We start from the raw sequence: 22,466 nt of genomic DNA, 5'->3' as shown, positions 1-22,466 counted from the left end.
TTCTTTTATTCCATCTGTGCCCCGCCGTTCAGGCGGAAGACAATGTTCACAATCAACCCATTGCCGGGTTTACCGGCTTCATAGCGCCACCTGCGCATGGCCGATTTAACTTCGCGTTCAAACATATTCGCCGGCTGTGCGGACAGGATTTCCACGTTATCGACACGTCCATCGGCCGTAACGTCGAATTTCACCCGTACACGCCCTTCAATACGTAACGCCTGGGCACGTGCCGGGTACTGCGGCTGGTTACGGCTCAGCGCGCGCGGGCCCGCGGGCGCCGTTACCGTCGGTTTTGTCGCGGTCGTGGTGTTATTCATCAGCGGACGTGACGGGGCGGCATTTTCAACCGGCTGCGTGGCGCGTGGCTCAACCGGACGCACTTCGCGTTTCGGACGCTCTTCCACCTTTTTGACCGGCTTTGGTTTTGGCTTCGGCTTAGGTTTCGGCTCCGGCTTATGGATCACTACCGGCGCTTCTTTCGGCGGTTCAGGAACCGGCTCGGGCTCTGGCTCCGGCTCGGGTTCAACAACGGGCTGTGGCGGCGGCGCAACCTGCGGCGGCTCAAGATCCGCAGGCGATACCATGGTCACAGAAATTGGCTGCGCAGGCGCCGGCATTTCAATAACCTGATGAACCGAGGTATAGAGCAGACCCGCCACGACAGCACCGTGAATAACGACGGAAAGCAGCGTCGGCCATGGAAAGCGGCGAGGTAAATCAAGGGTCATCGAAGTCATAATCATCAACGTTAAAAAACCGAACCTCGATTTTAAATGCAAATAGCAATCATATTCAATAAGACACTTTGTCCTGGCGCAATTTAAGCGTACATGAGGGCAAAAAAGGGGCATCCAGATCAGGGTTTTAACATTGTTATTATCTTTACATTGCAGTCATTTGTGCTTTCACATAACGTAATTGCCACTTTTACCGGTTAAGGAGCTTTGCCGTGCTTTACGTGATTTACGCTGAAGATGTACCTGATTCTCTGGAAAAACGTCTTTCCGTTCGCCCTGCTCATCTGGCGCGTTTACAGTTGCTACAGGATGAAGGTCGGTTGCTGACCGCAGGCCCGATGCCTGCCGTTGACAGCAACGATCCGGGCGCGGCGGGTTTTACCGGCTCCACGGTGATTGCCGAGTTTGAATCTCTGGAAGCCGCGCAGGCCTGGGCAGAAGCAGACCCGTACGTCGCAGCCGGCGTGTACGAGAAAGTCACGGTTCGTCCGTATAAAAAAGTATTCTGAAACGAAAGGCTCCCTCGGGAGCCTTTTCTTCATTCAGTGCAGCGACGCCAGCCTCGCCGCAAATCCGACAAACAGCAGACCTATCAGCCCGTTCCCCAGCTTCGCCAGTTTCTTTTTGGTTTTGAGGTAACGCGTGACAAACGCGCCTGAGAAAATCAGGAAGCTCATGTACACGAAGCTGATCAGCTCAAGCGTTGTGGCGAGGATCAGGAACGACGTGCCGGTATTCTTCGCATTGACATCAATGAACTGCACGAAGAACGACACGTAAAAGAGAATCGCTTTCGGGTTCGTCAGGCTAAGCACCAGCGAACGCTTAAGGATTGCGCTTGCCGGTTCGGCGCTACTTTCGTGCGCATTTTTTTGACGCGTCATAACGGACCAGAGCATTTTTCCGCCCAGCCACAGCAGATAAAACGCGCCCAGATAGCGGACAATATTAAATAAAACCGGAGTGGTCTGGATCAACGCGGCGACGCCCGCCCAGGCCAGAAACATCAGCACGGCATCACCAATAAACACACCGGTGGCTGCCAGATAGCCTTTCTTAACGCCGTGGCCAATCCCTGTTTTCAGCACAAACAAGGTGTTCGGTCCTGGAACCAGCACGATAAAAAATGCGCCGACAACATAGGTCCAGAAATTCAGTACACCAAACTCCGCAAACACGTCTCACTCCTTTCGCTCAAAAACAGCGGGGATACCGGTAATTACGGTATCCCCTGAATCAGTTGCGCTATTGTACGCCGTTATAGCCATCAAGATAAGTCGCGGCCAGTTCGTTACCAAATAATAGGGCGTCTTTACTGTCCATGTCCGAAGACCATTTATCCTTCGCGTTGCCTGCGAACAATTCCTGCGACTTCGCATTTTCTTTTAGCTGATCGCGAATGCTTTGCGCGTATTCACTGGCTTCAGCCTCAGTCCGCCCTTCCGCGCGGTCAGCTTTGCCCCGGGCATAAAGCTCGCGGAACTGCGCCACGTTCAGCTGATAATTTTTCTGCACGCTGGAGGTGTAGTTGCCGCCAGTAAAGCTGGACTGATGCGACACGAAATAAAACGCGTGCCGTTCGGGTGAGGTTTTGCTGCTGGCACAACCGCTTAATATCGCAATCCCAAAGAGTGCTGCCATTACTTTTCCGTTCATCCTTTTTTCCTTTAATAAAAATGTATTCCCCATGCGAAAACATAATCTGCCAATGAGGAAAATGACGAAAGTCCTAAATCTTCCCTGAGCGCATCCAGCGCCAAAAGTACAATAAAAATCCAGAGATAAGGATTCATCTTTTAATATCATGACGTTATGGGAAGTTAGTATATCGCGGAAGCAGATGGGAAGAGACTGCAAAAATTGATAGCCTGGATGTTTAATGGGCACCTTTACGGTGCCCTTCATGCTTTTCAGATGTCCTGGACCGCGAACAACAGCGCGTTACGGTGTCTGTTCAGGCCACATTTTCTGATGGCGTGGATACGCATATTGCGGCGGGATTGTGCTTCCAGCCAACGAGCCTTACGACGACTCACCTGTCGCAACATGCGCCAGCGCCCAACTTCAGTTCTACTGCGCTTCATGTCTACAACTCTTTCTCTAACAGAGATGCCATTATATGCCTAAGCAGGCGGCAAACCAGCGCTTTTATCTGCCGTTTTTATTTGCCAGATGAATCCTGATGCGTAAACTCATAACAATACGCTTTCAAAAGGATTTTTTATTTATGACAACCTTCTACACCGTGGTGAGTTGGCTGGTCATTTTAGGATACTGGCTGTTAATTGCCGGGGTGACGTTGCGCATTCTGATGAAACGCAGAGCGGTACCTTCCGCCATGGCCTGGCTTCTGATTATCTACATTCTGCCGCTGGTGGGCATCATCGCCTATCTCTCTTTCGGTGAACTTCATCTGGGTAAACGCCGCGCCGAACGCGCCCGCGCCATGTGGCCCTCCACGGCGAAATGGCTTGCCGACCTTAAAGCCTGCAAGCATATCTTCGCTGAAGAGAACAGTAGCGTGGCCGCATCTCTGTTCAAGCTGTGCGAACGCCGCCAGGGGATTGCTGGGGTAAAAGGCAATCAGCTGCAACTGATGACCTCTTCTGATGATGTGATGCAGGCGCTGATCCGTGATATCCAGCTCGCCCGGCATAATATCGAGATGGTGTTTTATATCTGGCAGCCGGGCGGCATGGCGGACCAGGTCGCCGAATCGCTAATGGCCGCTGCACGTCGCGGTATCCACTGCCGCCTGATGCTGGACTCCGCCGGCAGCGTGGCCTTTTTCCGTAGCCCGTGGGCAGGCATGATGCGCAACGCCGGTATCGAGGTGGTCGAGGCGCTAAAAGTGAATCTTTTCCGCGTCTTTCTGCGCCGCATGGATCTCCGCCAGCACCGGAAAATGGTTCTGATCGATAACTACATCGCCTACACCGGCAGCATGAACATGGTTGACCCCCGCTTCTTCAAGCAGGATTCCGGCGTGGGGCAATGGATCGATCTGATGGCGCGGATGGAGGGACCGATCGCGACCTCAATGGGCATCGTCTACTCCTGCGACTGGGAAATTGAAACCGGTAAACGCATTCTTCCCCCGCCGCCGGATGGCAATATCATGCCGTTTGAGGAAGCCAGCGGGCACACTATCCACACTATCGCCTCCGGTCCTGGCTTTCCGGAAGATCTGATCCATCAGGCACTGCTGACCGCCGCGTACTCCGCGCGGGAATATCTGATCATGACCACGCCCTATTTCGTTCCCAGCGACGACCTTCTGCATGCCATCTGTACAGCGGCACAGCGCGGAGTGGATGTGAGCATTATTATGCCGCGCAAGAACGATTCGCTGCTGGTGGGATGGGCAAGCCGCGCGTTCTTTAGTGAGCTGCTGGCCGCAGGCGTTAAAATTTATCAGTTCGAAGGCGGCCTGTTACACACCAAGAGCGTGCTGGTGGACGGAGAGCTGAGCCTGGTGGGTACCGTCAACCTCGATATGCGCAGTCTGTGGCTGAATTTTGAAATTACGCTGGTCATTGATGACGCCGGGTTCGGTGGCGATCTGGCGGCGGTTCAGGACGATTATATCTCCCGCTCACGCCTGCTGGACGCCAGACTGTGGGCGAAACGTCCGCTGTGGCAGCGAATTGCCGAACGACTGTTTTACTTCTTTAGTCCGTTGCTGTAAAACGTGCCCAACGATTTTTAACAGGTAGTCATCATGGAAATGGATCTGAACAATCGCCTGACCGAAGACGAAACGCTCGAACAGGCCTACGATATTTTTCTCGAGCTGGCGGTCGATAATCTCGACCCTGCTGACGTCATTCTTTTCAACCTGCAATTTGAAGAGCGTGGCGGTGCTGAGCTGTTCGATCCGGCTGAAGACTGGGCCGAACATGTCGATTTTGATCTCAACCCGGACTTCTTCGCCGAGGTGGTGATTGGCCTTGCAGATGAAGACGGCGGAGAAATTAACGACATCTTTGCCCGCGTCCTGCTGTGCCGCGAGAAAGATCACAAACTGTGCCATATCCTCTGGCGCGAATAATAAAAAAGGCTGCCCGCGCAGCCTTTTTTATTTAATCCGGTAAGGCATTTCCACAGCGGTGACAAAACCGCGCGCCGGGTTCATGATTCCCCTGCTGACAATTCGGACATTTGCGTTGCTGCTTGCTGTTCTGGAAGGCGCTGCTCATATGGGTGGTAATTAACCCCGTCGGAATCGCTATCACAGAATAGCCGATCAGGATAAGAACCGATGCCACAATACGTCCGAGCGGCGTATGCGGGGTAATATCGCCATAGCCCACGGTGGTCACCGTGACGATAGCCCAGTAAACAGACGCATTAAGCGTGGTAAACCCGTATTTCGGCCCTTCGATTAAATACATCAGGGAGCCAAAAACGATCATCACGATAGCAATAAACGAATAGAAGAGAATCAGCTGGTGGCGGGCGCTGACAATGGCAACCCAAAAAACCCGCAGCGACGGCATAAAGCGCAGCAGTTTGAGAATCCGTAACACACGAATCGCCCGCATTGCACGCCAGGCAAACACATAATTCAGGCTGATCTCAGGCCACAGCCACATGACATACAGCGGCAGGATGGTGGCTAAATCAATAAATCCCCAGAAGCTGAAAACGTATTTCGCCGGATTTGGCCAGCTAATGACCCTCAGCACATATTCCGCAGTAAACACCAGCGTGACAATCAATTCCAGCCAGACGAAAACGTGCCACTCCTCATACGTCATGTGGTACTGCGTTCCGGCGCCGGATTCGATAAAGATAATAATGACGCTAATCAGCGCAAATAAACCACACAGACCTTCGAAGCGGCGACCGGAAACCGTTTCAGGATCAAATAAAAGGTGATACAGCCGCTGACGGGCCGACGTGAATAATCGCGACACATTAACCTCGAAAAATAAGGGCTGACATTATGTCAGCCCTTGCGATTATAACGGGTCTACTTTCAGGCAGGAAACCGCATGTCGGAAACTGCCCTCCAGAACCGGCCGTGTTTTTGCACATTCCGGCCCGGCTATTGGGCATCGAGTACGGAATACGCAGCCTGAAGGCGGGTTGATTGGCGAAGGCAGTTCACCTTCCAGAAGCTGAATGGTTTTATTTTTTTCCAGATCGGGGTCCGGAACGGGAACCGCAGACATCAGCGCTTTGGTATAAGGGTGCAGAGGATTGTGGTACACCTCATCATACGTGCCCAGCTCCACGGCGTGGCCCAGATACATGACCAGCACACGGTCCGAAATGTGTTTTACCACCGCCAGATCGTGGGCTATGAAGATCAGCGACAGCCCCATTTCCCGTTGCAGTTTCTGTAGCAGGTTAACCACCTGGGCCTGGATGGAAACGTCCAGCGCCGAAACCGGCTCATCACAGATAATCAGTTTTGGTTCAAGGATCAACGCGCGTGCGATACCGATACGCTGGCACTGACCGCCGGAAAACTCGTGTGGGTAGCGGTTGATGAGGTTTGGCAGCAGACCCACCTTGAGCATCATCGCTTTCACCCGATCGCGAATTTCCTGGCGCGGCATCTTCGGATGATAGGTGCGCAGCGGCTCGGCAATGATTTCGCCAATGGTCATACGCGGGTTCAGGGACGCAAGTGGATCCTGGAAAATCATCTGGATGTCGCTGCGCACGTCGCGCCATTCATCCGGCTTCATCCCCAGCAGATCTTTGCCAAGCCAGGCCACTTTCCCGTCGGTGGCCTTCACCAGGCCGATGATCGCACGCGCAAACGTCGATTTGCCGCAGCCGGATTCGCCTACCACGCCCAGGGTCTCGCCTTCGTACAGGCGTAGCGTGACGCCATCCACCGCTTTCAGGGTTTTGGCAGGCTGCCAGAACCACTGTTTACCGTCTTTGATATCGAAATGGACCTTCAGGTCAGCGATTTCGAGCAGCACATTTCTTTTTTCGTCGATCGCGTTCATACCAGCTCCTCCAGCGGCTTAAAGCAGGCGCGCAGACGGCCTGGGGCAAACGCTTCCAGCGGCGGTGCGCTGTTACAGATTTCCATCGCATGCGGACAACGCGGCTGGAACGGGCAGCCTTTTGGCAGACGCAGCAGGTTAGGCGGGTTGCCCGGGATAGTCAGCAGCGACTCCCCTTCCGCATCAAGACGCGGAACGGCATTCAACAGCCCGATAGAGTACGGATGGGCTGGCTGGTAGAACACATCGCGGGCATTACCGTATTCCATCGTGCGGCCTGCATACATGACTAACACTTTGTCGCAGATCCCGGCAACGACGCCTAAATCGTGGGTGATCATAATGATGGCGGTGTTGAACTCGCGCTTCAGCTCGTTCAGCAACGTCATGATCTGCGCCTGAACGGTCACGTCCAGGGCGGTGGTTGGTTCATCAGCGATCAGCAGTTTTGGCCGGCAAAGCAATGCCATCGCGATCATAACGCGCTGACGCATACCGCCGGAAAACTCGTGCGGATACATGCGCATGCGCTTGCGTGCTTCAGGCATTTTCACCGCATCCAGCATTTTGACGGACTCTTCAAACGCTTCGGCTTTACCCAGCCCCTTGTGGAGCATCAGCACTTCCATCAGCTGTTCGCCCACCCGCATATAGGGGTTCAGGGACGTCATCGGATCCTGGAAAATCATTGAAATCTGCTCGGCGCGCAGCTTGTTCAGCTCATGTTCCGGCAAATTCAGGATCTCTTTCCCGTTAAACGTCGCCGAACCGCCGATCACGCCGTTTGACGCCAGCAGGCCCATCAGCGCGAATGCGGTCTGGGATTTACCGGAACCTGATTCGCCCACAATGCCCAGCGTTTCACCGGCACGCAGGTCGAAGTTGAGATCGTTAACGGCAGTAACATCACCGTCAGGGGTTTTAAACGTCACGCGGAGGTCTTTAACGTCCAGCAGTGCGCTGGTCCGCTGTTGCGCCTGTGGCGCGGTTGCCGTTTCAATAATGGTCATGACGGCGCTCCTTAACGGTCTTTCGGGTCGAGGGCATCACGCAGGCCATCGCCGATAAAGTTGAAACAGAACAGGGTGACGACCAGGAAGCCCGCCGGATACAGCAGTAACCACGGTGACACTTCCATGGAGTTTGCGCCATCACTTAACAGAGCGCCCCAGCTACTCAACGGCTCTTGCGTACCTAATCCCAGGAAGCTCAGGAAAGATTCAAACAGGATCATACTTGGCACCAGCAGGGAGGCGTACACCACCACCACGCCCAGCACGTTAGGAACGATATGACGCACCACAATATTGGCGGTAGAAACGCCGCCAACCTGTGCGGCTTCGATAAACTCCTTACGTTTGAGGCTCAGCGTCTGGCCGCGCACAATACGCGCCATATCCAGCCAGGACACCATCCCGATCGCCACGAAGATCAGCAGGATATTTTGACCAAAGAAGGTCACCAGCAGAATGACGAAGAACATGAACGGGAAGGAGTTCAGGATTTCTAGCAGACGCATCATCACGGAGTCCACTTTCCCGCCGAGGTAACCGGAAAGCGAGCCGTAAAGCGTGCCGACAATCACCGCCACCAGCGCCGCCGCGATGCCAACCATCAGGGAGATACGGCCGCCAATCGCCACACGCACCAGCAAATCACGCCCGGAGGAGTCGGTGCCGAAATAGTGCCCGGATTCCATATCCGGCGCGCTGGACATCATGCCCCAGTCCGTATCGAAATAGGTGAACTGAGAGAGCATTGGTGCCAGGGTTACGAACAGCGCGATAAGCACCAGCACGACCAGGCTGGCAACGGCGGCACGGTTATGCATAAAACGACGGCGGGCGTCCTGCCAAAGGCTACGACCTTCGACCTCCAGCTTTTCACTGAAGTTTTCCAGCGCCTCGCTGTTTTTCTTACTCAACATCATGGCGTGCTCCAGTTAGTAACGGATTTTCGGGTCGATAACGGCATACAGCACATCGACAACGGCATTAAACAGAATGGTCAGCGCGCCCACGAGGATCGTCAGGCTCAGCACCAGCGAATAGTCACGGTTAAGCGCCCCGTTAACAAACAGCTGCCCGATGCCCGGCAGACCATAAATGGTTTCAATCACCATTGAACCCGTGATAATGCCGACGAAAGCCGGACCCATATAGGAGAGTACCGGTAACAGTGCAGGCTTGAGGGCATGACGGAAAATAATCCGGCGCATCGGCAGCCCTTTCGCACGGGCGGTACGGATGAAGTTCGAGTGCAGGACTTCAATCATTGAACCGCGAGTAATACGGGCGATGCTGGCGATGTAGGCCAGAGATAATGCCACCATCGGCAATATCATGAACTTCAGCGCCCCGCCGTTCCAGCCGCCCCCGGGAAGCCATTTCAGGGTTATGGCGAATATCATGACCAGCAACGGCGCGACAACGAAGCTGGGGATAACCACCCCGGTCATTGCGACCCCCATTACGGCGTAATCCCATCGGGTATTTTGTTTTAGCGCAGCGATAACGCCCGCAGTGACACCGAGAACAACGGCCAGGATAAATGCAGCAGCCCCTAATTTAGCCGATACCGGGAAGCTGGACGCCACCAGGTCGTTAACGGAATAGTCTTTATATTTAAATGACGGACCAAAATCACCGTGTGCAAGCTGCTTCAGATAGTTGAAGTACTGCGTGGTGATAGGATCGTTTAAATGGTATTTCGCTTCGATGTTGGCCATAACTTCTGGCGGAAGCGTGCGTTCACCGGTAAAAGGACTGCCCGGTGCAAGACGCATCATGAAGAAGGAAATTGTAATTAGAATAAATAACGTTGGAATCGCTTCAAGACAGCGACGCAGGATAAATTTCAACATTGCCCGTACCTTCTGGCGTGTGCCTGATGAATGTTACAAAATAGACACAGTGGGGCAAGCTCGCTCGCCCCACGTATTGCCATTAATGCTTGATAATATAAAGATTCTTAACGGAAATATTATCCAACGGGTCTTTACCGGTATAACCCCCTACCCATGGTTTCACCAGGCGGGCGTTAACGTAGTAGTAAACCGGAACGATCGCAGAGTCTTTATCGAGCTGTTGTTCTGATTTCGCGTACAGATCGGCGCGCTGGGCGTCATCTGCCACCTTCAGGGTTTCGCCAATCAGCTTATCAAACGCCGGGCTCTTATAGTGTGCGGTATTGTTCGAACTGTCGCTCAGCATGGTGTTCAGGAATGAGGTCGGTTCGTTATAGTCCGCACACCATCCTGCACGAGCCACGTCAAAGGTTCCCTGGTGGCGCGTATCGAGGAAGGTTTTCCATTCCTGGTTTTCCAGCTTCACGTTCACGCCGAGGTTTTTCTTCCAGATTGACGCGACGGCAATAGCCAGCTTTTTATGCAGATCGGAGGTGTTGTACAACAGGCTAAAGGTCAGCGGCTTGTCGGCGGTATAGCCAGCTTCAGCCAGCAGTTTTTTCGCTTCTTCGTTACGTTTTTCCTGGGACCATTTGAACCATTCAGGTTCAACCAGCTTCATACCGTCGGTGTAAGGCGGGGTGTAGCTGTAAGCCGGCAGGTCGCCCTGATTCTTCACTTTATTCACGATAATGTCGCGATCCAGAGCCAGCTTCAGTGCGGTACGAACACGTACGTCGGTGAACGGTGCTTTCTGGTTGTTAATTTCGTAATAGTAGGTGCACAGATACGGATCGACGTGAACTTCTTTAGGGATCTCTTTTTTCAGCTTCTGGAACAGTTCAATCGGCATATTGTTATAGGTCATGTCGATTTCACCGCTGCGGTAGCGGTTTACGTCCGTCACTTCAGAAGAGATTGGCAGGTAGGTGACCTGATTGATAACGGTCTTCGCATTATCCCAATACTGCGGGTTGCGCTCCAGCACCATACGTTCGTTAACGACCCAGTCCTTCAGCTTATATGCACCGTTGGTCACGATATTCGCAGGCTGCGTCCATTTTTCACCAAATTTTTCTACTGCGGATTTTGGTACCGGGGAGACGGACGGGTGAACCAGCAGCTTATAGAAGTACGGAACAGGTTCGCTCAACGTCACTTCAAAGGTGTTGGCATCGATGGCTTTTACGCCCAGGTCGGTAACTGGCTTTTTACCCGTGATGATGTCATCGATATTGGCAATATGGCCATACTGGAGGTAACTCGCATACGGGGAGGCGGTATTCGGATCCGCCAGACGCTGCCAGCTATAGACGAAATCTTCGGCGGTAACCGGCGTACCGTCAGACCATTTCGCATCTTTACGCAGATGGAAGGTCCAGACTTTAAAATCTTTGTTGTCCCATTTTTCCGCCACGCCCGGAGCCGGGTGGCCGTCTACGTCAGTCACCAGCAGACCTTCAAACAGATCGCGGTTAACGTTAGACTCTGGAACACCTTCAATTTTGTGCGGATCAAGAGACTGCACTTCCGCACCGTTATTACGTACCAGCGTTTGCTTCTCAGCCAGCTGAACACCAGCAGGAACGTCCGCTGCCATTGCAGCGTTGCCCGCGATTAGCGCAGTTAAAATCCCCGCCGCTACCAGACTTTTTTTTGTGATGATGGACATTGTGTTGATACTCCACTCATTATAATGACCGGCCTTCGCCAGTTGTGTAATCCCCTGTTGGGGCCTGTACAGCGCAGGAGTTTTTTTTGCTACTGTCAGGTTCTTTTTTTACTTCTTGCTATCACCGACTTCATTATTACTGACCGCTCGTACGGCGGTCTTGCGTCGATTCTTTACACCTCTCCCCTGTCAGAGAGATGCGTTGGATATCTTATGTGAGGGCTATATGAAAATAGTTCTCATCAACTTGTTTAATGCTGCAAAATATAAGGCCGGAAAGTACCAAATGGTGCCATCTCTCGCCAATACATTTTGCAAATTTGTTAAGCATTTCTCTTTTACGATGGCTGGCATAACTATGGTGCCAACCCTGGCTTACGCCGAAATCAACAAAAAGAGATGTAATTCATACAGATAAGAAATTTTGTTGCTACAAACGCGACGACAAAGCTTAGCTGAACGATTTTTCACGATAATTTAACAATTGATTATTATTTAGCACATTCGTCTGAGTCAGCGTCGAAATTACTAATATCATTTCGGTTATCTGTCAGCAAGCCCCAGAGTATCATGTGAGTAAAATAACAGAGGGTTTGAGGGATTTATGCGCGGCAAGGGGAAATGAAAATAAACAACCCCTTGAAAAACAACAGAAGAGGATTATTAGTAGAACTTATTATGACTGGCGCCTATTTCAACTTTATTTATATGATTTGCAGATAATCACGTAAAAAAAACGGAGCCGCTGGCTCCGCTCTTTCAAATGAAAGTCAGTGTACTAACCCGGGGAATATACTTTTAATACCGGTAACGATAAATTCGATGCCCAACGCCATTAACAACAGACCCATGATACGGGTAATCACGTTGATGCCCGTTTGTCCCAGCAAGCGAACCAGCCATGGCGCCATACGAAATACACCCCAGCAGCACAGCGCGAACAGCGCAATAGCGACGGAAAAGCCAATCAGGTGCATCAGGCTGTGGTAGCGCGTTCCCCAGACAATAGTGGAACTGATCGCCCCCGGGCCCGCCATCAGCGGCAGTGCCAGTGGCACGACCCCGATGCTCTCGCGGATAGCTGTCTCTGATTTTTCCTGCTTGTTCTGTTTATCCTCCCCCAGCTTGCCGCTGATCATCGACATGGCAATCGTCACCACCAGGATCCCGCCTGCTATACGGAACGAATCAATCGAGATGCCGAAGACCTGAAGAATGGCGTCCCCGAGATAAAGAGACGTAAGTAGGATGATCGCCACCGACAGGTTTGCCGTCAGGTTGGTTTTATTTCGTGCCGCAGCCGTCTGATAGCTGGTCATACTAATGAAGACAGGGATGATCCCTACCGGGTTAACCAGAGCAAACAAGCCGATAAAAAACTTGAAATATGTAGGGAAATCAAAGAGCGTTTGAATCACATTAAGCTCCGCAATTGAGCATGGCCAGGGAGAAACTGCGTGTCATGATAAATCCGCGCTGAAGATACGCTTTTTAGCCGCATACTTCACCAGAAATCTGTTCTTAAACGTTATCAATTCATGATGTTAAACATTTGTGTAATCAATGATATCGCTGCTTCCAATAGTTACTTAATTATTTAACAGTAGAATAATTAGCACAAAATAACCCTGCTGAAAGGTATCAGCTTAGGACAAAATTGATCTCGATCATAATTTTCGTACTCAGAAGTGAGTAATCTTGGTTACGCCGCCAGGGAGATCACCTATCAAAAAGGTATGATGCTAAGGTAAGGCTCTTTTAGTAAATTAGTGAGCTGGAGCAGTGAGTAATCCTTTGTTTTACTGTGTGTTACGCAAGTGGGATCGGCTCTGACTATACTGTCAGACGTATCGAGCGCTGGTTTACTAAAAGAGTTTAAACATTATCAGGAGAGCATTATGGCTGTTACCAATATCGCTGAACTGAACGCCCTCGTCGAGCGCGTAAAAAAAGCCCAGCGTGAATATGCCAATTTCACCCAAGAACAGGTTGATAAAATCTTCCGCGCGGCCGCTCTGGCTGCTGCTGATGCTCGAATCCCTCTCGCTAAAATGGCCGTTGCCGAATCCGGCATGGGTATCGTTGAAGATAAAGTGATCAAAAACCACTTTGCTTCAGAGTATATCTACAACGCCTATAAAGATGAGAAAACCTGCGGTGTGCTGTCAGAAGACGATACTTTCGGCACCATCACCATCGCAGAACCGATCGGCATCATTTGCGGTATCGTTCCAACCACTAACCCAACCTCTACCGCCATCTTCAAATCTCTCATCAGTCTGAAGACACGTAACGCAATCATTTTCTCCCCGCATCCACGTGCGAAGGATGCCACCAACAAAGCAGCAGATATCGTGCTTCAGGCTGCCATTGCGGCGGGTGCGCCAAAAGATCTCATCGGCTGGATCGACCAACCTTCTGTTGAACTGTCCAACGCACTGATGCATCACCCGGACATTAACCTGATTCTGGCGACCGGTGGTCCTGGTATGGTTAAAGCAGCGTACAGCTCCGGTAAACCAGCCATCGGCGTAGGCGCAGGTAATACCCCTGTGGTGATCGACGAAACGGCTGATATCAAGCGTGCTGTTGCCTCTGTGCTGATGTCTAAAACCTTCGATAACGGCGTTATCTGTGCATCTGAACAGTCTGTTGTCGTGGTTGATTCGGTATACGACGCCGTTCGTGAACGTTTCGCCAGCCACGGCGGCTACCTGTTGCAAGGTAAAGAACTGAAAGCCGTTCAGGACGTGATTCTGAAAAATGGTGCGCTGAACGCGGCTATCGTAGGTCAGCCTGCATATAAAATCGCTGAGCTCGCTGGCTTTAGCGTCCCTGCTACCACCAAGATTCTGATTGGTGAAGTGAAAGTCGTTGATGAAAGTGAGCCGTTTGCTCACGAGAAACTCTCCCCGACGCTGGCAATGTACCGTGCGAAAGATTTCGATGACGCGGTAGATAAAGCAGAGAAGCTGGTGGCGATGGGCGGTATCGGCCACACCTCTTGCCTGTACACCGACCAGGATAACCAGCCTGAGCGTGTTGCTTACTTCGGTCAGAAGATGAAGACGGCACGTATCCTGATCAACACTCCTGCTTCTCAGGGTGGTATCGGTGACCTGTACAACTTCAAACTCGCACCTTCCCTGACTCTGGGTTGTGGTTCCTGGGGTGGTAACTCCATCTCTGAAAACGTTGGTCCAAAACACCTGATCAACAAGAAAACCGTTGCTAAGCGAGCTGAAAACATGTTGTGGCACAAACTTCCGAAATCTATCTACTTCCGCCGCGGCTCTCTGCCAATCGCGCTGGATGAAGTGATTACTGATGGCCACAAACGTGCGCTCATCGTGACCGACCGTTTCCTGTTCAACAATGGCTATGCAGACCAGATCACCTCTGTTCTGAAAGCGGCTGGCGTCGAAACTGAAGTCTTCTTTGAAGTTGAAGCTGACCCAACCCTGAGCGTTGTACGTAAAGGCGCTGAACTGGCGAACTCCTTCAAACCTGATGTGATCATCGCACTGGGTGGCGGTTCCCCAATGGACGCCGCGAAAATTATGTGGGTGATGTACGAGCATCCGGAAACTCACTTCGAAGAACTGGCGCTGCGCTTTATGGATATCCGTAAACGTATCTACAAGTTCCCGAAAATGGGCGTGAAAGCGAAAATGATCGCCGTCACCACCACTTCCGGTACCGGTTCAGAAGTGACGCCATTTGCCGTTGTGACTGATGACGCAACTGGTCAGAAATACCCGCTGGCTGACTACGCACTGACGCCAGATATGGCTATCGTTGACGCCAACCTGGTCATGGAAATGCCGAAATCACTGTGTGCGTTCGGTGGTCTGGATGCGGTAACTCACGCTCTGGAAGCTTACGTTTCCGTACTGGCTTCTGAGTTCTCTGACGGTCAGGCTTTGCAGGCGCTGAAACTGCTGAAAGAAAACCTGCCAGCTTCTTACAACGAAGGTTCGAAAAACCCTGTTGCGCGTGAACGTGTACACAGTGCGGCAACCATCGCGGGCATTGCGTTTGCTAACGCCTTCCTGGGTGTCTGTCACTCCATGGCGCACAAGCTGGGTTCACAGTTCCACATTCCTCACGGTCTGGCGAACGCCCTGTTGATCAGCAACGTTATCCGCTATAACGCCAACGACAACCCAACCAAGCAGACTGCATTCAGCCAGTACGACCGCCCACAGGCGCGCCGTCGTTATGCTGAAATCGCAGATCACCTGGGTCTGAGCGCACCGGGCGACCGTACTGCCGCGAAGATCGAGAAACTGCTGGCATGGCTGGAGAGCCTGAAGGCTGAACTGGGTATTCCTAAATCTATCCGCGAAGCAGGCGTTCAGGAAGCTGACTTCCTCGCTCACGTAGATAAGCTGTCTGAAGATGCATTCGATGACCAGTGTACTGGTGCTAACCCGCGCTACCCACTGATTTCCGAACTGAAACAGATCCTGCTGGATACTTATTATGGTCGTAACTTCACTGAAAGCGATGTCGCTGCCGTAAAAGTTGAAATCCCCGCAGTTGTAAAGGCTGACAAGAAAGCGAAGAAAAATGCTTGATTGACAGTATGATAAAAAAACCCGCCGCTGGCGGGTTTTTTTATATCTGAGGATCCGTAAAACATTCTTATTATTTTCGATTGTCGCCCTGTAACGCCGTCAGCGAGCCTACAGCCAGCGCCTCTTTATAATGCTTGCGGCAGACCGAGACATAACGTTCATTGCCTCCTATCACCACCTGCTCGCCATCAGCATAGGGTTTACCCGACTGGTCCAGGCGAAGAACCATACTTGCCTTGCGGCCACAAAAGCAGATTGTTTTCAGCTCAACCAGCTTATCCGACCAGGCGAGCAGATACTGACTGCCGGCAAATAACTCCCCACGAAAATCGGTACGTAATCCATAGCAAAGAACGGGAATATCCAGCTCATCAACGACCTCTGAAAGTGCGTGGACCTGTTCTCGGGTCAGGAACTGGCTTTCATCTACCAAAACGCAATGGACAGGCTTGAAGGCATGCTCGGCACGAATGTCCTCCAGCAGGTCCGTTTCAGGGTTAAACAGCCTTGCAGGCGACGAGAGCCCTATTCTTGAGCTCACCTTCCCTGCCCCAAAGCGATCGTCGATTTCGGCGGTATAAACTACGGTACGCATCCCCCGCTCCTGATAATTGTATGAGGATTGCAGTAACGCCGTCGATTTCCCTGCATTCATTGCCGAATAGTAGAAATAAAGTTGTGCCATTGGCCGAAGAACCCTAATCAATGTGTAATATTCCCGATGGATCATTGTACCATATTTTGTACCGTCATCAGCGGCGGGCTGCGCTCTCCAGCCTGCCATGCATCAGTAAATCCTTCGCGAGTGGCGCAAAATAATGCGTTAAAACAGGCAGTAAAGGCATTAAACACTGACAATAAGGTGAGTCCGCAACCAGAGATAACACTTCTTTTTATAGTGTCTTCTTCGTTCATTAAAATTCACTATTTATTAACTATTCTTGTCTTCGCTGCGCTTACTCGGGGTAATACAAAAGGCTGATATTTATCAATCGCAACTATAATTCCTGAGGTAAAAGTCACAAAACATACACGCAAATGACGCGCTTTTGCCGTTTGAAACGATATCTCACAGACCCAACAAACAATGAAATTTAAGTTAGCGTAATTAATAATAGCGTCGTTTATTTTGTATTTTTTGAATTCCTTACATTCCCACCTATTGCACAAGTGAAATTAAGGCTCTATTATTAGGACAACAAACCCACCCCCATTATAAGTTTGAGATTACTACAATGAGCGAAGCACTTAAAATTCTGAACAACATCCGTACTCTTCGTGCGCAGGCAAGAGAATGTACCCTTGAAACGCTTGAAGAAATGCTCGAAAAATTAGAAGTTGTAGTTAACGAACGTCGTGAAGAAGAAAGCGCTGCTGCGGCTGAAATCGAAGAACGTACACGTAAACTGCAACAGTATCGTGAAATGCTGATTGCCGATGGTATCGATCCAAACGAATTGCTGAACAGCATGGCTGCGGCTAAAACCGGTACCAAAGCAAAACGCGCGGCACGTCCTGCTAAATATAGCTACATCGATGAGAACGGCGAAGAGAAAACCTGGACCGGCCAGGGCCGTACTCCTGCTGTAATCAAGAAAGCAATGGACGAACAAGGTAAACAACTGGATGACTTCCTGATCAAGGATTAATCTGGAAAGATTCTGAAAAATCCCGCTTAATGCGGGATTTTTTATGCCTGTAATATTCGCCCGAACATCTCCTTACATTCTGTCATATTGTGAGGCTCCCTATTTAACGTCCTTGACAATCCCCTGCCAATTACGGAGCGACAGGCATAAAAAAACCGGTGGGCATCGCTCCACCGGTCTTGTTCACTGGGCTGTGAGTTTATTACTTAATACCCACGCTACCTTTGAGCCAGGCTTTAAATTCTTCACCCAGGCTGTTATGGCGAATACCATATTCGACGAATGCCTGCATATAACCGAGCTTATTCCCGCAGTCATGGCTCTTACCTTTCATATGGTAGGCTTCCACGGTCTCTTTCTCGATCAGCATATCGATAGCATCCGTCAGCTGGATTTCATCGCCCGCACCCGGAGGCGTTTTCGCCAGCAGAGCCCAAATTTCAGCACTCAGTACGTAACGACCAACGACAGCAAGATTAGACGGCGCGACGTCCGCTTTAGGTTTTTCAACAACGCCAACCATCGGTACGCTTTCGCCAGGTTGCAGGTCAACGCCTTTGCAGTCAACCACGCCGTAAGCGGTCACGTCGTCGACTGGCTCAACCATAATCTGGCTGCTGCCGGTTTCGTCGAAGCGTTTAATCATTTCCGCCAGGTTTTCCTGGGAAAGATCGGACTCGTACTCATCAAGAATCACGTCAGGCAGAATAACCGCGACCGGCTCATCACCCACTACCGGGTGTGCACACAATACTGCGTGCCCCAGGCCTTTCGCCAGGCCCTGACGAACCTGCATAATGGTAACGTGTGGAGGGCAAATAGACTGCACTTCCTCCAGCAGCTGGCGCTTAACGCGTTTTTCCAGCATTGCTTCGAGTTCGAAACTGGTATCGAAATGGTTTTCGATAGAGTTTTTAGATGAATGCGTCACCAGCACAATTTCGGTGATACCTGCTGCAATACATTCATTCACGACATACTGGATTAATGGCTTATCAACCAGAGGCAGCATCTCTTTTGGGATTGCCTTCGTCGCTGGCAACATCCTGGTACCCAATCCCGCCACCGGGATAACGGCCTTTCTGACTTTCGAATTAAGGGCAGCCATTGAAATTCTCCTGAACTGTTCAAGTTTTGAACTTTTATGCATTGAATAACGCGTTGAGTATACAGTCTCAGCCACTAATACGGGTCTGAAAAGAACGCGTTGCCGATCAATTAAGACAAATACGCATGAAACTTGCAGCGATAGTAGCACTGCCAGCAAAAACACAGGTAAAGCAATCTGAAAAATAAAATCTGACTGCTTACTCCGTGGACAACATTAAGCGTAACCGCCCTCCGGCACCCCAAATTTGGCACTGCCAGGAGGTGCAGCGATGGCTAATTTGATTAAGGTAAGTATTTCCCAGCGTACCCAACGGCACGCCGTTGCTCACCTGAATATGGTGTTCGCCAGTATTCAGCGTGGCATTTAAACCCGCAGAGACCAGAATAAGGTTATTCAACCCGCTGTGATAATAGCCAACCAGAAGCGGGAACTGCCCCGGCAAATTGGCCTGGCGAAAAAGTTGGTTGACCTGTTTTAGTAAACTGCCTAACTCAGGAAGTCGTTGCCCCTGATGGGATAATTGTTCCTGTAGCAATCCATTAAACAGCGCACGGAGTAATAAGGCCGCCAGAACGCCGTTATCTCCCGCCCGGGTAACATCCAGGCAATAAAAAGCGAGGTCAGAATCTGATAACGGTGCAATATCCAGCACCAGCCCAGGCTGGTCAGCCGCTACCAGCTGGCGATAATTTACTCTGCAATGAGAGATATTTTGCTGCACCGGCGGCTGAAGTTCCTGAAGCAGCTTCGCGGCCGCGAGCGGATTACTGACTAAAGCATCCCAGTCCTGGAAAAGACGTTCTTCTTCTTCCACCCGGGAATTAAACATATTGGGATACAGGCAGGCCAACACCGTTTCACGCAGACGGTTCAAATCTTTAACCGGTTTGAGCAGAATATCCTGCACACCTAAACGCAACGCCTTAGCAATATCCGCCATATTTTCGGTGGCCGAGATCACCAGTATCGGTGTCTGATAACCTTCATTACGCAGGTTTTCCACCAGCATTAATCCGTCCATGCGCGGCATCTCAAGGTCGCAGATCATCAGATCAGGCGCCGTGCTGGCCATTTTTTCCAGTGCCTCGACGCCATCTTCGGCAAGGGACGTGGTTGCACCCAGTGAGGATAACCACGAATCCAGTAGCGATCGGAAAACGGGCTCGTCTTCAACTATCAAAATATGTTTTCCGGCCAATGGCTGTGTCATGGTTCCTCCCCTGGCTGACAGTTACTCAATAGTGGCATGCTATTGGTACTATCGCCTGTCAGATTTTGCTGAAGTAATCAAAAAAGTGCTCAACGTGCTGTACGCACAAAAGGCAACAGTTCATCTATTTTCTTTTCGACGGCTAACGAGCCCGCTGCTATGGCGGCCTCAGCCCGGTGGAAATCAAGGGTAGAGATTTGTGGACAATAGGGTTGAATAAGAATATCCGGAGGATCGCCAGCCATACGGTTTCGCTTCAGGCGATTCTCAAGGATTTGAATAGAGGTCGTCATGATTTCAATGGCGTTCGGCGCGGTCACCGCGCGACGGGCGGTCAGGCGCCCTATTCTGCCGCGTAATCGCGCATGCCAGGCAAGTTTCTCTTCTTCCGCGTCATCGCTCTGAAGATTAACCGGCATCAAATCTTGCTGCATAAGGTGTGCGTCGTGCTGTAAATCCACGGCAATAACGATATCCGCCCCCATGGCGCGGGTCAGAGAGATGGGTACAGGATTCACTACGCCCCCATCAACGAGCCAGTAGCCGTTGTGAGGCACAGGCGCCATTAACCCCGGCATGCTACAGGATGCGCGAACGGCGAGATGTATATCCCCTTCGGTGAGCCATAACTCCCTGCCCGTACTGAGGTTGGTTGCAACGGCACCGAAAGGCATTTGGCAGTGGCTGAAGTCAGCGAGGGGCATTATCTTACGAAACTGATTGAACACGCGTTCGCCGCGCAGCAGGCCGCCACGCTGCCAGGAGAGATCCATCAGGCGCAGCACATCCCAGTATCTGAAGGAGCGCACCCAGCTTTCAAGCTCCGGGAGCTTACCGCAGGCGTACGCGGATCCGACCAGCGACCCGATAGAACATCCTGCGACAATATCAACGTCAATCCCCATCTGGTTTAAGGTATTGATAACGCCAATATGTGACCAACCCCGGGCTGCACCTGAGCCCAACGCCAGTCCAATTTTTACCTTTCTCATTAGCCCTGTTTTACTTCCCCTGGATTCCTGACATAGCGTCAACGCACCTGCTCAGTTAACATATTGCTACCTTAAGCGTTTAACGCCTTATTTTTTGTTCCAGGAAGAGAATCGTGTCTCAACTCTGCCCCTGTGGTAGCGCTCTGGAGTATAGCCTATGTTGCCAGCGATATCTTTCTGGCGAGCAGGTTGCACCAGAGCCGTCACACCTTATGCGCTCGCGGTATACTGCTTTTGTGATCAAAAACGCAGACTACCTGATTAAAACCTGGCATCCGTCCTGCCATGCTGCCGATTTTCGCCAAGAGATTGAAGCCGGATTTGCCAACACCGTCTGGCTGGGCCTCACCGTCTTTGAAGCCGCTCCCGGCCGCGATGCCAACGAGGGCTATGTTAGTTTTGTCGCCCGCTTTAGCGAACAAAACAAACCCGGCGCCATCATTGAACGCTCACGGTTCTTAAAGGACAGCGGGCAATGGTATTATATTGACGGCACACGTCCGCAATTCGGTCGTAACGATCCCTGCCCCTGTGGTTCAGGAAAAAAATTTAAAAAGTGTTGCGGCAGTAATGCCTGACAACTCAGTCTTCGCAAATACATAAACAGGATTTCCCGGCGATGCAATCATTACAACGTAAAGTTCTGCGCACTATCTGTCCCGATCAAAAAGGGCTGATCGCACGAATTACCAACATTTGCTACAAGCATGAACTGAATATCGTGCAGAACAACGAGTTCGTTGACCACCGTACCGGTCGCTTCTTTATGCGTACCGAACTGGAAGGCATTTTCAACGACACAACCCTGCTTGCCGATCTGGACAGCGCCCTGCCGGAAGGCTCGGTGCGCGAGCTGAACCCGGCGGGCCGTCGCCGCATTGTCATTCTGGTCACCAAAGAGGCACACTGCCTGGGCGATCTGCTGATGAAAGCCAACTACGGTGGCCTGGACGTCGAAATTGCCGCCGTCATTGGCAACCACGAGACGCTGCGTACGCTGGTAGAACGTTTCGACATTCCGTTTGAACTGGTCAGTCACGAAGGCCATACCCGTGAAGAGCACGACAACCTGATGGCAGCTGCGATTGAAGCGCATAACCCGGACTACGTGGTGCTGGCGAAATATATGCGCGTGCTGACGCCATCCTTTGTGGCACGCTTCCCGAACAAAATTATCAACATCCACCACTCCTTCCTGCCAGCCTTTATTGGCGCGCGTCCGTATCACCAGGCATACGAGCGTGGGGTGAAGATCATTGGCGCAACCGCGCACTACGTGAATGACAATCTGGACGAAGGTCCAATCATCATGCAGGACGTGATCCACGTGGATCACACCTATACGGCAGAAGATATGATGCGTGCTGGCCGTGACGTTGAGAAGAACGTACTGAGCCGTGCGCTGTATCAGGTACTTGCTCAGCGCGTCTTTGTGTACGGCAACAGAACGATTATTCTTTAATCCCTCGGAAAATGAATTGATTAGCTTTACGCCTTTACGGATAAAAAGCAGGCAAACAGCTTCATTTTCCTAAAGGAATGCTTTACAGGGGCGTCTCATTTGATATGATGCGCCCCGCTTCCAACAGGAAGCAGGCCAGTTAAAAGTATTACCCCGTGGTGGGGTTCCCGAGCGGC

General features: G+C 51.4%; 24 protein-coding genes. 7 read left to right on the top strand and 17 right to left on the bottom strand.

From position 1 onward, the window contains the following. Nucleotides 1-5: 5 nt before the first annotated feature. Nucleotides 6-731, bottom strand: a complete 726-nt coding sequence (gene tonB, locus INF61_RS12460; protein WP_040117742.1) for a TonB system transport protein TonB — start codon at nt 729-731, stop codon at nt 6-8. 221 nt (nt 732-952) lie between these two features. Between tonB and INF61_RS12455 the strand changes: the two genes are divergently transcribed. Then, nucleotides 953-1,249 carry a YciI family protein gene (locus tag INF61_RS12455; RefSeq protein ID WP_003856755.1) on the top strand — a complete coding sequence of 99 codons (297 nt, stop codon included), beginning with the start codon at nt 953-955 and terminating at the stop codon, nt 1,247-1,249. A 33-nt stretch (nt 1,250-1,282) separates the two neighbouring features. On the opposite strand, the gene leuE is transcribed toward INF61_RS12455, so the two are convergent. The 4 genes from leuE to INF61_RS12440 form a co-directional block, all read right to left on the bottom strand. After that, a complete protein-coding gene (gene leuE / locus INF61_RS12450; protein ID WP_193547792.1) occupies nt 1,283-1,918 on the bottom strand; it encodes a leucine efflux protein LeuE in 636 nt (211 codons plus the stop codon). A 67-nt stretch (nt 1,919-1,985) separates the two neighbouring features. Beyond that, a complete protein-coding gene (locus INF61_RS12445) occupies nt 1,986-2,396 on the bottom strand; it encodes an Exc2 family lipoprotein (RefSeq protein ID WP_015570374.1) in 411 nt (136 codons plus the stop codon). An 11-nt stretch (nt 2,397-2,407) separates the two neighbouring features. After that, the gene (locus INF61_RS23125; protein WP_208971014.1) at nt 2,408-2,533 is read right to left on the bottom strand and encodes a KPN_01571 family protein; all 126 of its coding nucleotides are present in this window, start codon (nt 2,531-2,533) and stop codon (nt 2,408-2,410) included. 117 nt (nt 2,534-2,650) lie between these two features. Next, nucleotides 2,651-2,824, bottom strand: a complete 174-nt coding sequence (locus tag INF61_RS12440) for a YciY family protein (RefSeq protein WP_017384232.1) — start codon at nt 2,822-2,824, stop codon at nt 2,651-2,653. 143 nt (nt 2,825-2,967) lie between these two features. Here INF61_RS12440 and cls point away from each other — a divergent pair, with 143 nt between their 5' ends. Both cls and INF61_RS12430 read left to right on the top strand, forming a co-directional pair. Next, nucleotides 2,968-4,428, top strand: coding sequence for a cardiolipin synthase (gene cls / locus INF61_RS12435; RefSeq protein ID WP_003856750.1), 1,461 nt, complete (start codon nt 2,968-2,970; stop codon nt 4,426-4,428). Between the two features lie 33 nt (nt 4,429-4,461). Then, nucleotides 4,462-4,791 carry an HI1450 family dsDNA-mimic protein gene (locus INF61_RS12430; RefSeq protein WP_003856748.1) on the top strand — a complete coding sequence of 110 codons (330 nt, stop codon included), beginning with the start codon at nt 4,462-4,464 and terminating at the stop codon, nt 4,789-4,791. A gap of 31 nt (nt 4,792-4,822) precedes the next feature. On the opposite strand, the gene INF61_RS12425 is transcribed toward INF61_RS12430, so the two are convergent. From INF61_RS12425 to INF61_RS12395, 7 genes are all read right to left on the bottom strand, one after another. Continuing rightward, nucleotides 4,823-5,659 (bottom strand): ion transporter, encoded by an 837-nt coding sequence (locus tag INF61_RS12425; protein WP_003856745.1) that lies wholly within the window; start codon nt 5,657-5,659, stop codon nt 4,823-4,825. 45 nt (nt 5,660-5,704) lie between these two features. Then, complete coding sequence (gene oppF / locus INF61_RS12420; RefSeq protein ID WP_017384233.1) at nt 5,705-6,709, bottom strand: murein tripeptide/oligopeptide ABC transporter ATP-binding protein OppF; 1,005 nt, start codon at nt 6,707-6,709, stop codon at nt 5,705-5,707. Continuing rightward, nucleotides 6,706-7,719: an ABC transporter ATP-binding protein gene (locus INF61_RS12415; protein ID WP_017384234.1), complete on the bottom strand. Its 1,014-nt coding sequence runs from the start codon at nt 7,717-7,719 to the stop codon at nt 6,706-6,708. Before INF61_RS12415 ends, oppF begins: the two co-directional genes overlap by 4 nt. An 11-nt stretch (nt 7,720-7,730) precedes the next feature. Then, the gene (gene oppC / locus INF61_RS12410; protein ID WP_003856740.1) at nt 7,731-8,639 is read right to left on the bottom strand and encodes an oligopeptide ABC transporter permease OppC; all 909 of its coding nucleotides are present in this window, start codon (nt 8,637-8,639) and stop codon (nt 7,731-7,733) included. Between the two features lie 12 nt (nt 8,640-8,651). After that, on the bottom strand, nt 8,652-9,572 hold the full coding sequence (oppB, locus tag INF61_RS12405) for an oligopeptide ABC transporter permease OppB (RefSeq protein ID WP_003856738.1): 921 nt from the start codon (nt 9,570-9,572) through the stop codon (nt 8,652-8,654). An 82-nt stretch (nt 9,573-9,654) separates the two neighbouring features. After that, on the bottom strand, nt 9,655-11,286 hold the full coding sequence (oppA, locus tag INF61_RS12400) for an oligopeptide ABC transporter substrate-binding protein OppA (protein WP_003856736.1): 1,632 nt from the start codon (nt 11,284-11,286) through the stop codon (nt 9,655-9,657). A gap of 770 nt (nt 11,287-12,056) precedes the next feature. Next, nucleotides 12,057-12,704 carry a YchE family NAAT transporter gene (locus INF61_RS12395; protein ID WP_017384236.1) on the bottom strand — a complete coding sequence of 216 codons (648 nt, stop codon included), beginning with the start codon at nt 12,702-12,704 and terminating at the stop codon, nt 12,057-12,059. A gap of 480 nt (nt 12,705-13,184) precedes the next feature. On the opposite strand from INF61_RS12395, the gene adhE reads away from it, so the two are divergent. Then, entirely contained in the window at nt 13,185-15,866 is a 2,682-nt protein-coding gene (adhE, locus tag INF61_RS12390) for a bifunctional acetaldehyde-CoA/alcohol dehydrogenase (RefSeq protein ID WP_032103375.1), read from the top strand. Between the two features lie 70 nt (nt 15,867-15,936). Here the strand turns inward: adhE and tdk are convergent, their stop codons facing one another. Beyond that, entirely contained in the window at nt 15,937-16,551 is a 615-nt protein-coding gene (gene tdk / locus INF61_RS12385; protein ID WP_026080678.1) for a thymidine kinase, read from the bottom strand. Between the two features lie 41 nt (nt 16,552-16,592). Continuing rightward, nucleotides 16,593-16,781, bottom strand: coding sequence for a hypothetical protein (locus INF61_RS12380; RefSeq protein WP_123906382.1), 189 nt, complete (start codon nt 16,779-16,781; stop codon nt 16,593-16,595). 320 nt (nt 16,782-17,101) lie between these two features. Between INF61_RS12380 and hns the strand changes: the two genes are divergently transcribed. Then, a complete protein-coding gene (hns, locus tag INF61_RS12375) occupies nt 17,102-17,515 on the top strand; it encodes a histone-like nucleoid-structuring protein H-NS (protein ID WP_003856724.1) in 414 nt (137 codons plus the stop codon). Nucleotides 17,516-17,717: 202 nt separating this feature from the next. Here the strand turns inward: hns and galU are convergent, their stop codons facing one another. From galU to rssA, 3 genes are all read right to left on the bottom strand, one after another. After that, the gene (galU, locus tag INF61_RS12370) at nt 17,718-18,623 is read right to left on the bottom strand and encodes a UTP--glucose-1-phosphate uridylyltransferase GalU (RefSeq protein WP_003856723.1); all 906 of its coding nucleotides are present in this window, start codon (nt 18,621-18,623) and stop codon (nt 17,718-17,720) included. A 199-nt stretch (nt 18,624-18,822) separates the two neighbouring features. Beyond that, nucleotides 18,823-19,836, bottom strand: coding sequence for a two-component system response regulator RssB (gene rssB / locus INF61_RS12365; RefSeq protein WP_032669678.1), 1,014 nt, complete (start codon nt 19,834-19,836; stop codon nt 18,823-18,825). Nucleotides 19,837-19,925: 89 nt separating this feature from the next. Beyond that, the gene (rssA, locus tag INF61_RS12360; RefSeq protein WP_032653830.1) at nt 19,926-20,828 is read right to left on the bottom strand and encodes a patatin-like phospholipase RssA; all 903 of its coding nucleotides are present in this window, start codon (nt 20,826-20,828) and stop codon (nt 19,926-19,928) included. Between the two features lie 113 nt (nt 20,829-20,941). Here rssA and INF61_RS12355 point away from each other — a divergent pair, with 113 nt between their 5' ends. Both INF61_RS12355 and purU read left to right on the top strand, forming a co-directional pair. Beyond that, entirely contained in the window at nt 20,942-21,406 is a 465-nt protein-coding gene (locus INF61_RS12355; protein ID WP_026094296.1) for a YchJ family protein, read from the top strand. Nucleotides 21,407-21,447: 41 nt separating this feature from the next. Then, nucleotides 21,448-22,290, top strand: coding sequence for a formyltetrahydrofolate deformylase (gene purU / locus INF61_RS12350; RefSeq protein WP_003856715.1), 843 nt, complete (start codon nt 21,448-21,450; stop codon nt 22,288-22,290). The last annotated feature ends 176 nt before the right edge of the window (nt 22,291-22,466 follow it).

This window comes from Enterobacter cloacae complex sp. P18RS (genome assembly GCF_014982105.1).
Classification (GTDB): domain Bacteria; phylum Pseudomonadota; class Gammaproteobacteria; order Enterobacterales; family Enterobacteriaceae; genus Enterobacter; species Enterobacter hormaechei_C.
The sequence above is the reverse complement of the archived record's forward strand: the minus strand, read 5'-3'. Positions and strand labels throughout refer to the sequence as shown.

Coding starts and splice junctions, on each gene's coding strand:
- oppF (WP_017384233.1), bottom strand. CDS start 6,709: ATGAACGCGATCGACGAAAAAAGAAATGTGCTGCTCGAAATCGCTGAC.
- rssB (WP_032669678.1), bottom strand. CDS start 19,836: ATGACACAGCCATTGGCCGGAAAACATATTTTGATAGTTGAAGACGAG.
- oppC (WP_003856740.1), bottom strand. CDS start 8,639: ATGATGTTGAGTAAGAAAAACAGCGAGGCGCTGGAAAACTTCAGTGAA.
- INF61_RS23125 (WP_208971014.1), bottom strand. CDS start 2,533: ATGAATCCTTATCTCTGGATTTTTATTGTACTTTTGGCGCTGGATGCG.
- hns (WP_003856724.1), top strand. CDS start 17,102: ATGAGCGAAGCACTTAAAATTCTGAACAACATCCGTACTCTTCGTGCG.
- INF61_RS12430 (WP_003856748.1), top strand. CDS start 4,462: ATGGAAATGGATCTGAACAATCGCCTGACCGAAGACGAAACGCTCGAA.
- INF61_RS12415 (WP_017384234.1), bottom strand. CDS start 7,719: ATGACCATTATTGAAACGGCAACCGCGCCACAGGCGCAACAGCGGACC.
- INF61_RS12380 (WP_123906382.1), bottom strand. CDS start 16,781: ATGAACGAAGAAGACACTATAAAAAGAAGTGTTATCTCTGGTTGCGGA.
- INF61_RS12440 (WP_017384232.1), bottom strand. CDS start 2,824: ATGAAGCGCAGTAGAACTGAAGTTGGGCGCTGGCGCATGTTGCGACAG.
- tonB (WP_040117742.1), bottom strand. CDS start 731: ATGACCCTTGATTTACCTCGCCGCTTTCCATGGCCGACGCTGCTTTCC.
- tdk (WP_026080678.1), bottom strand. CDS start 16,551: ATGGCACAACTTTATTTCTACTATTCGGCAATGAATGCAGGGAAATCG.
- purU (WP_003856715.1), top strand. CDS start 21,448: ATGCAATCATTACAACGTAAAGTTCTGCGCACTATCTGTCCCGATCAA.
- cls (WP_003856750.1), top strand. CDS start 2,968: ATGACAACCTTCTACACCGTGGTGAGTTGGCTGGTCATTTTAGGATAC.
- INF61_RS12445 (WP_015570374.1), bottom strand. CDS start 2,396: ATGAACGGAAAAGTAATGGCAGCACTCTTTGGGATTGCGATATTAAGC.
- adhE (WP_032103375.1), top strand. CDS start 13,185: ATGGCTGTTACCAATATCGCTGAACTGAACGCCCTCGTCGAGCGCGTA.
- oppB (WP_003856738.1), bottom strand. CDS start 9,572: ATGTTGAAATTTATCCTGCGTCGCTGTCTTGAAGCGATTCCAACGTTA.
- galU (WP_003856723.1), bottom strand. CDS start 18,623: ATGGCTGCCCTTAATTCGAAAGTCAGAAAGGCCGTTATCCCGGTGGCG.
- oppA (WP_003856736.1), bottom strand. CDS start 11,286: ATGTCCATCATCACAAAAAAAAGTCTGGTAGCGGCGGGGATTTTAACT.
- rssA (WP_032653830.1), bottom strand. CDS start 20,828: ATGAGAAAGGTAAAAATTGGACTGGCGTTGGGCTCAGGTGCAGCCCGG.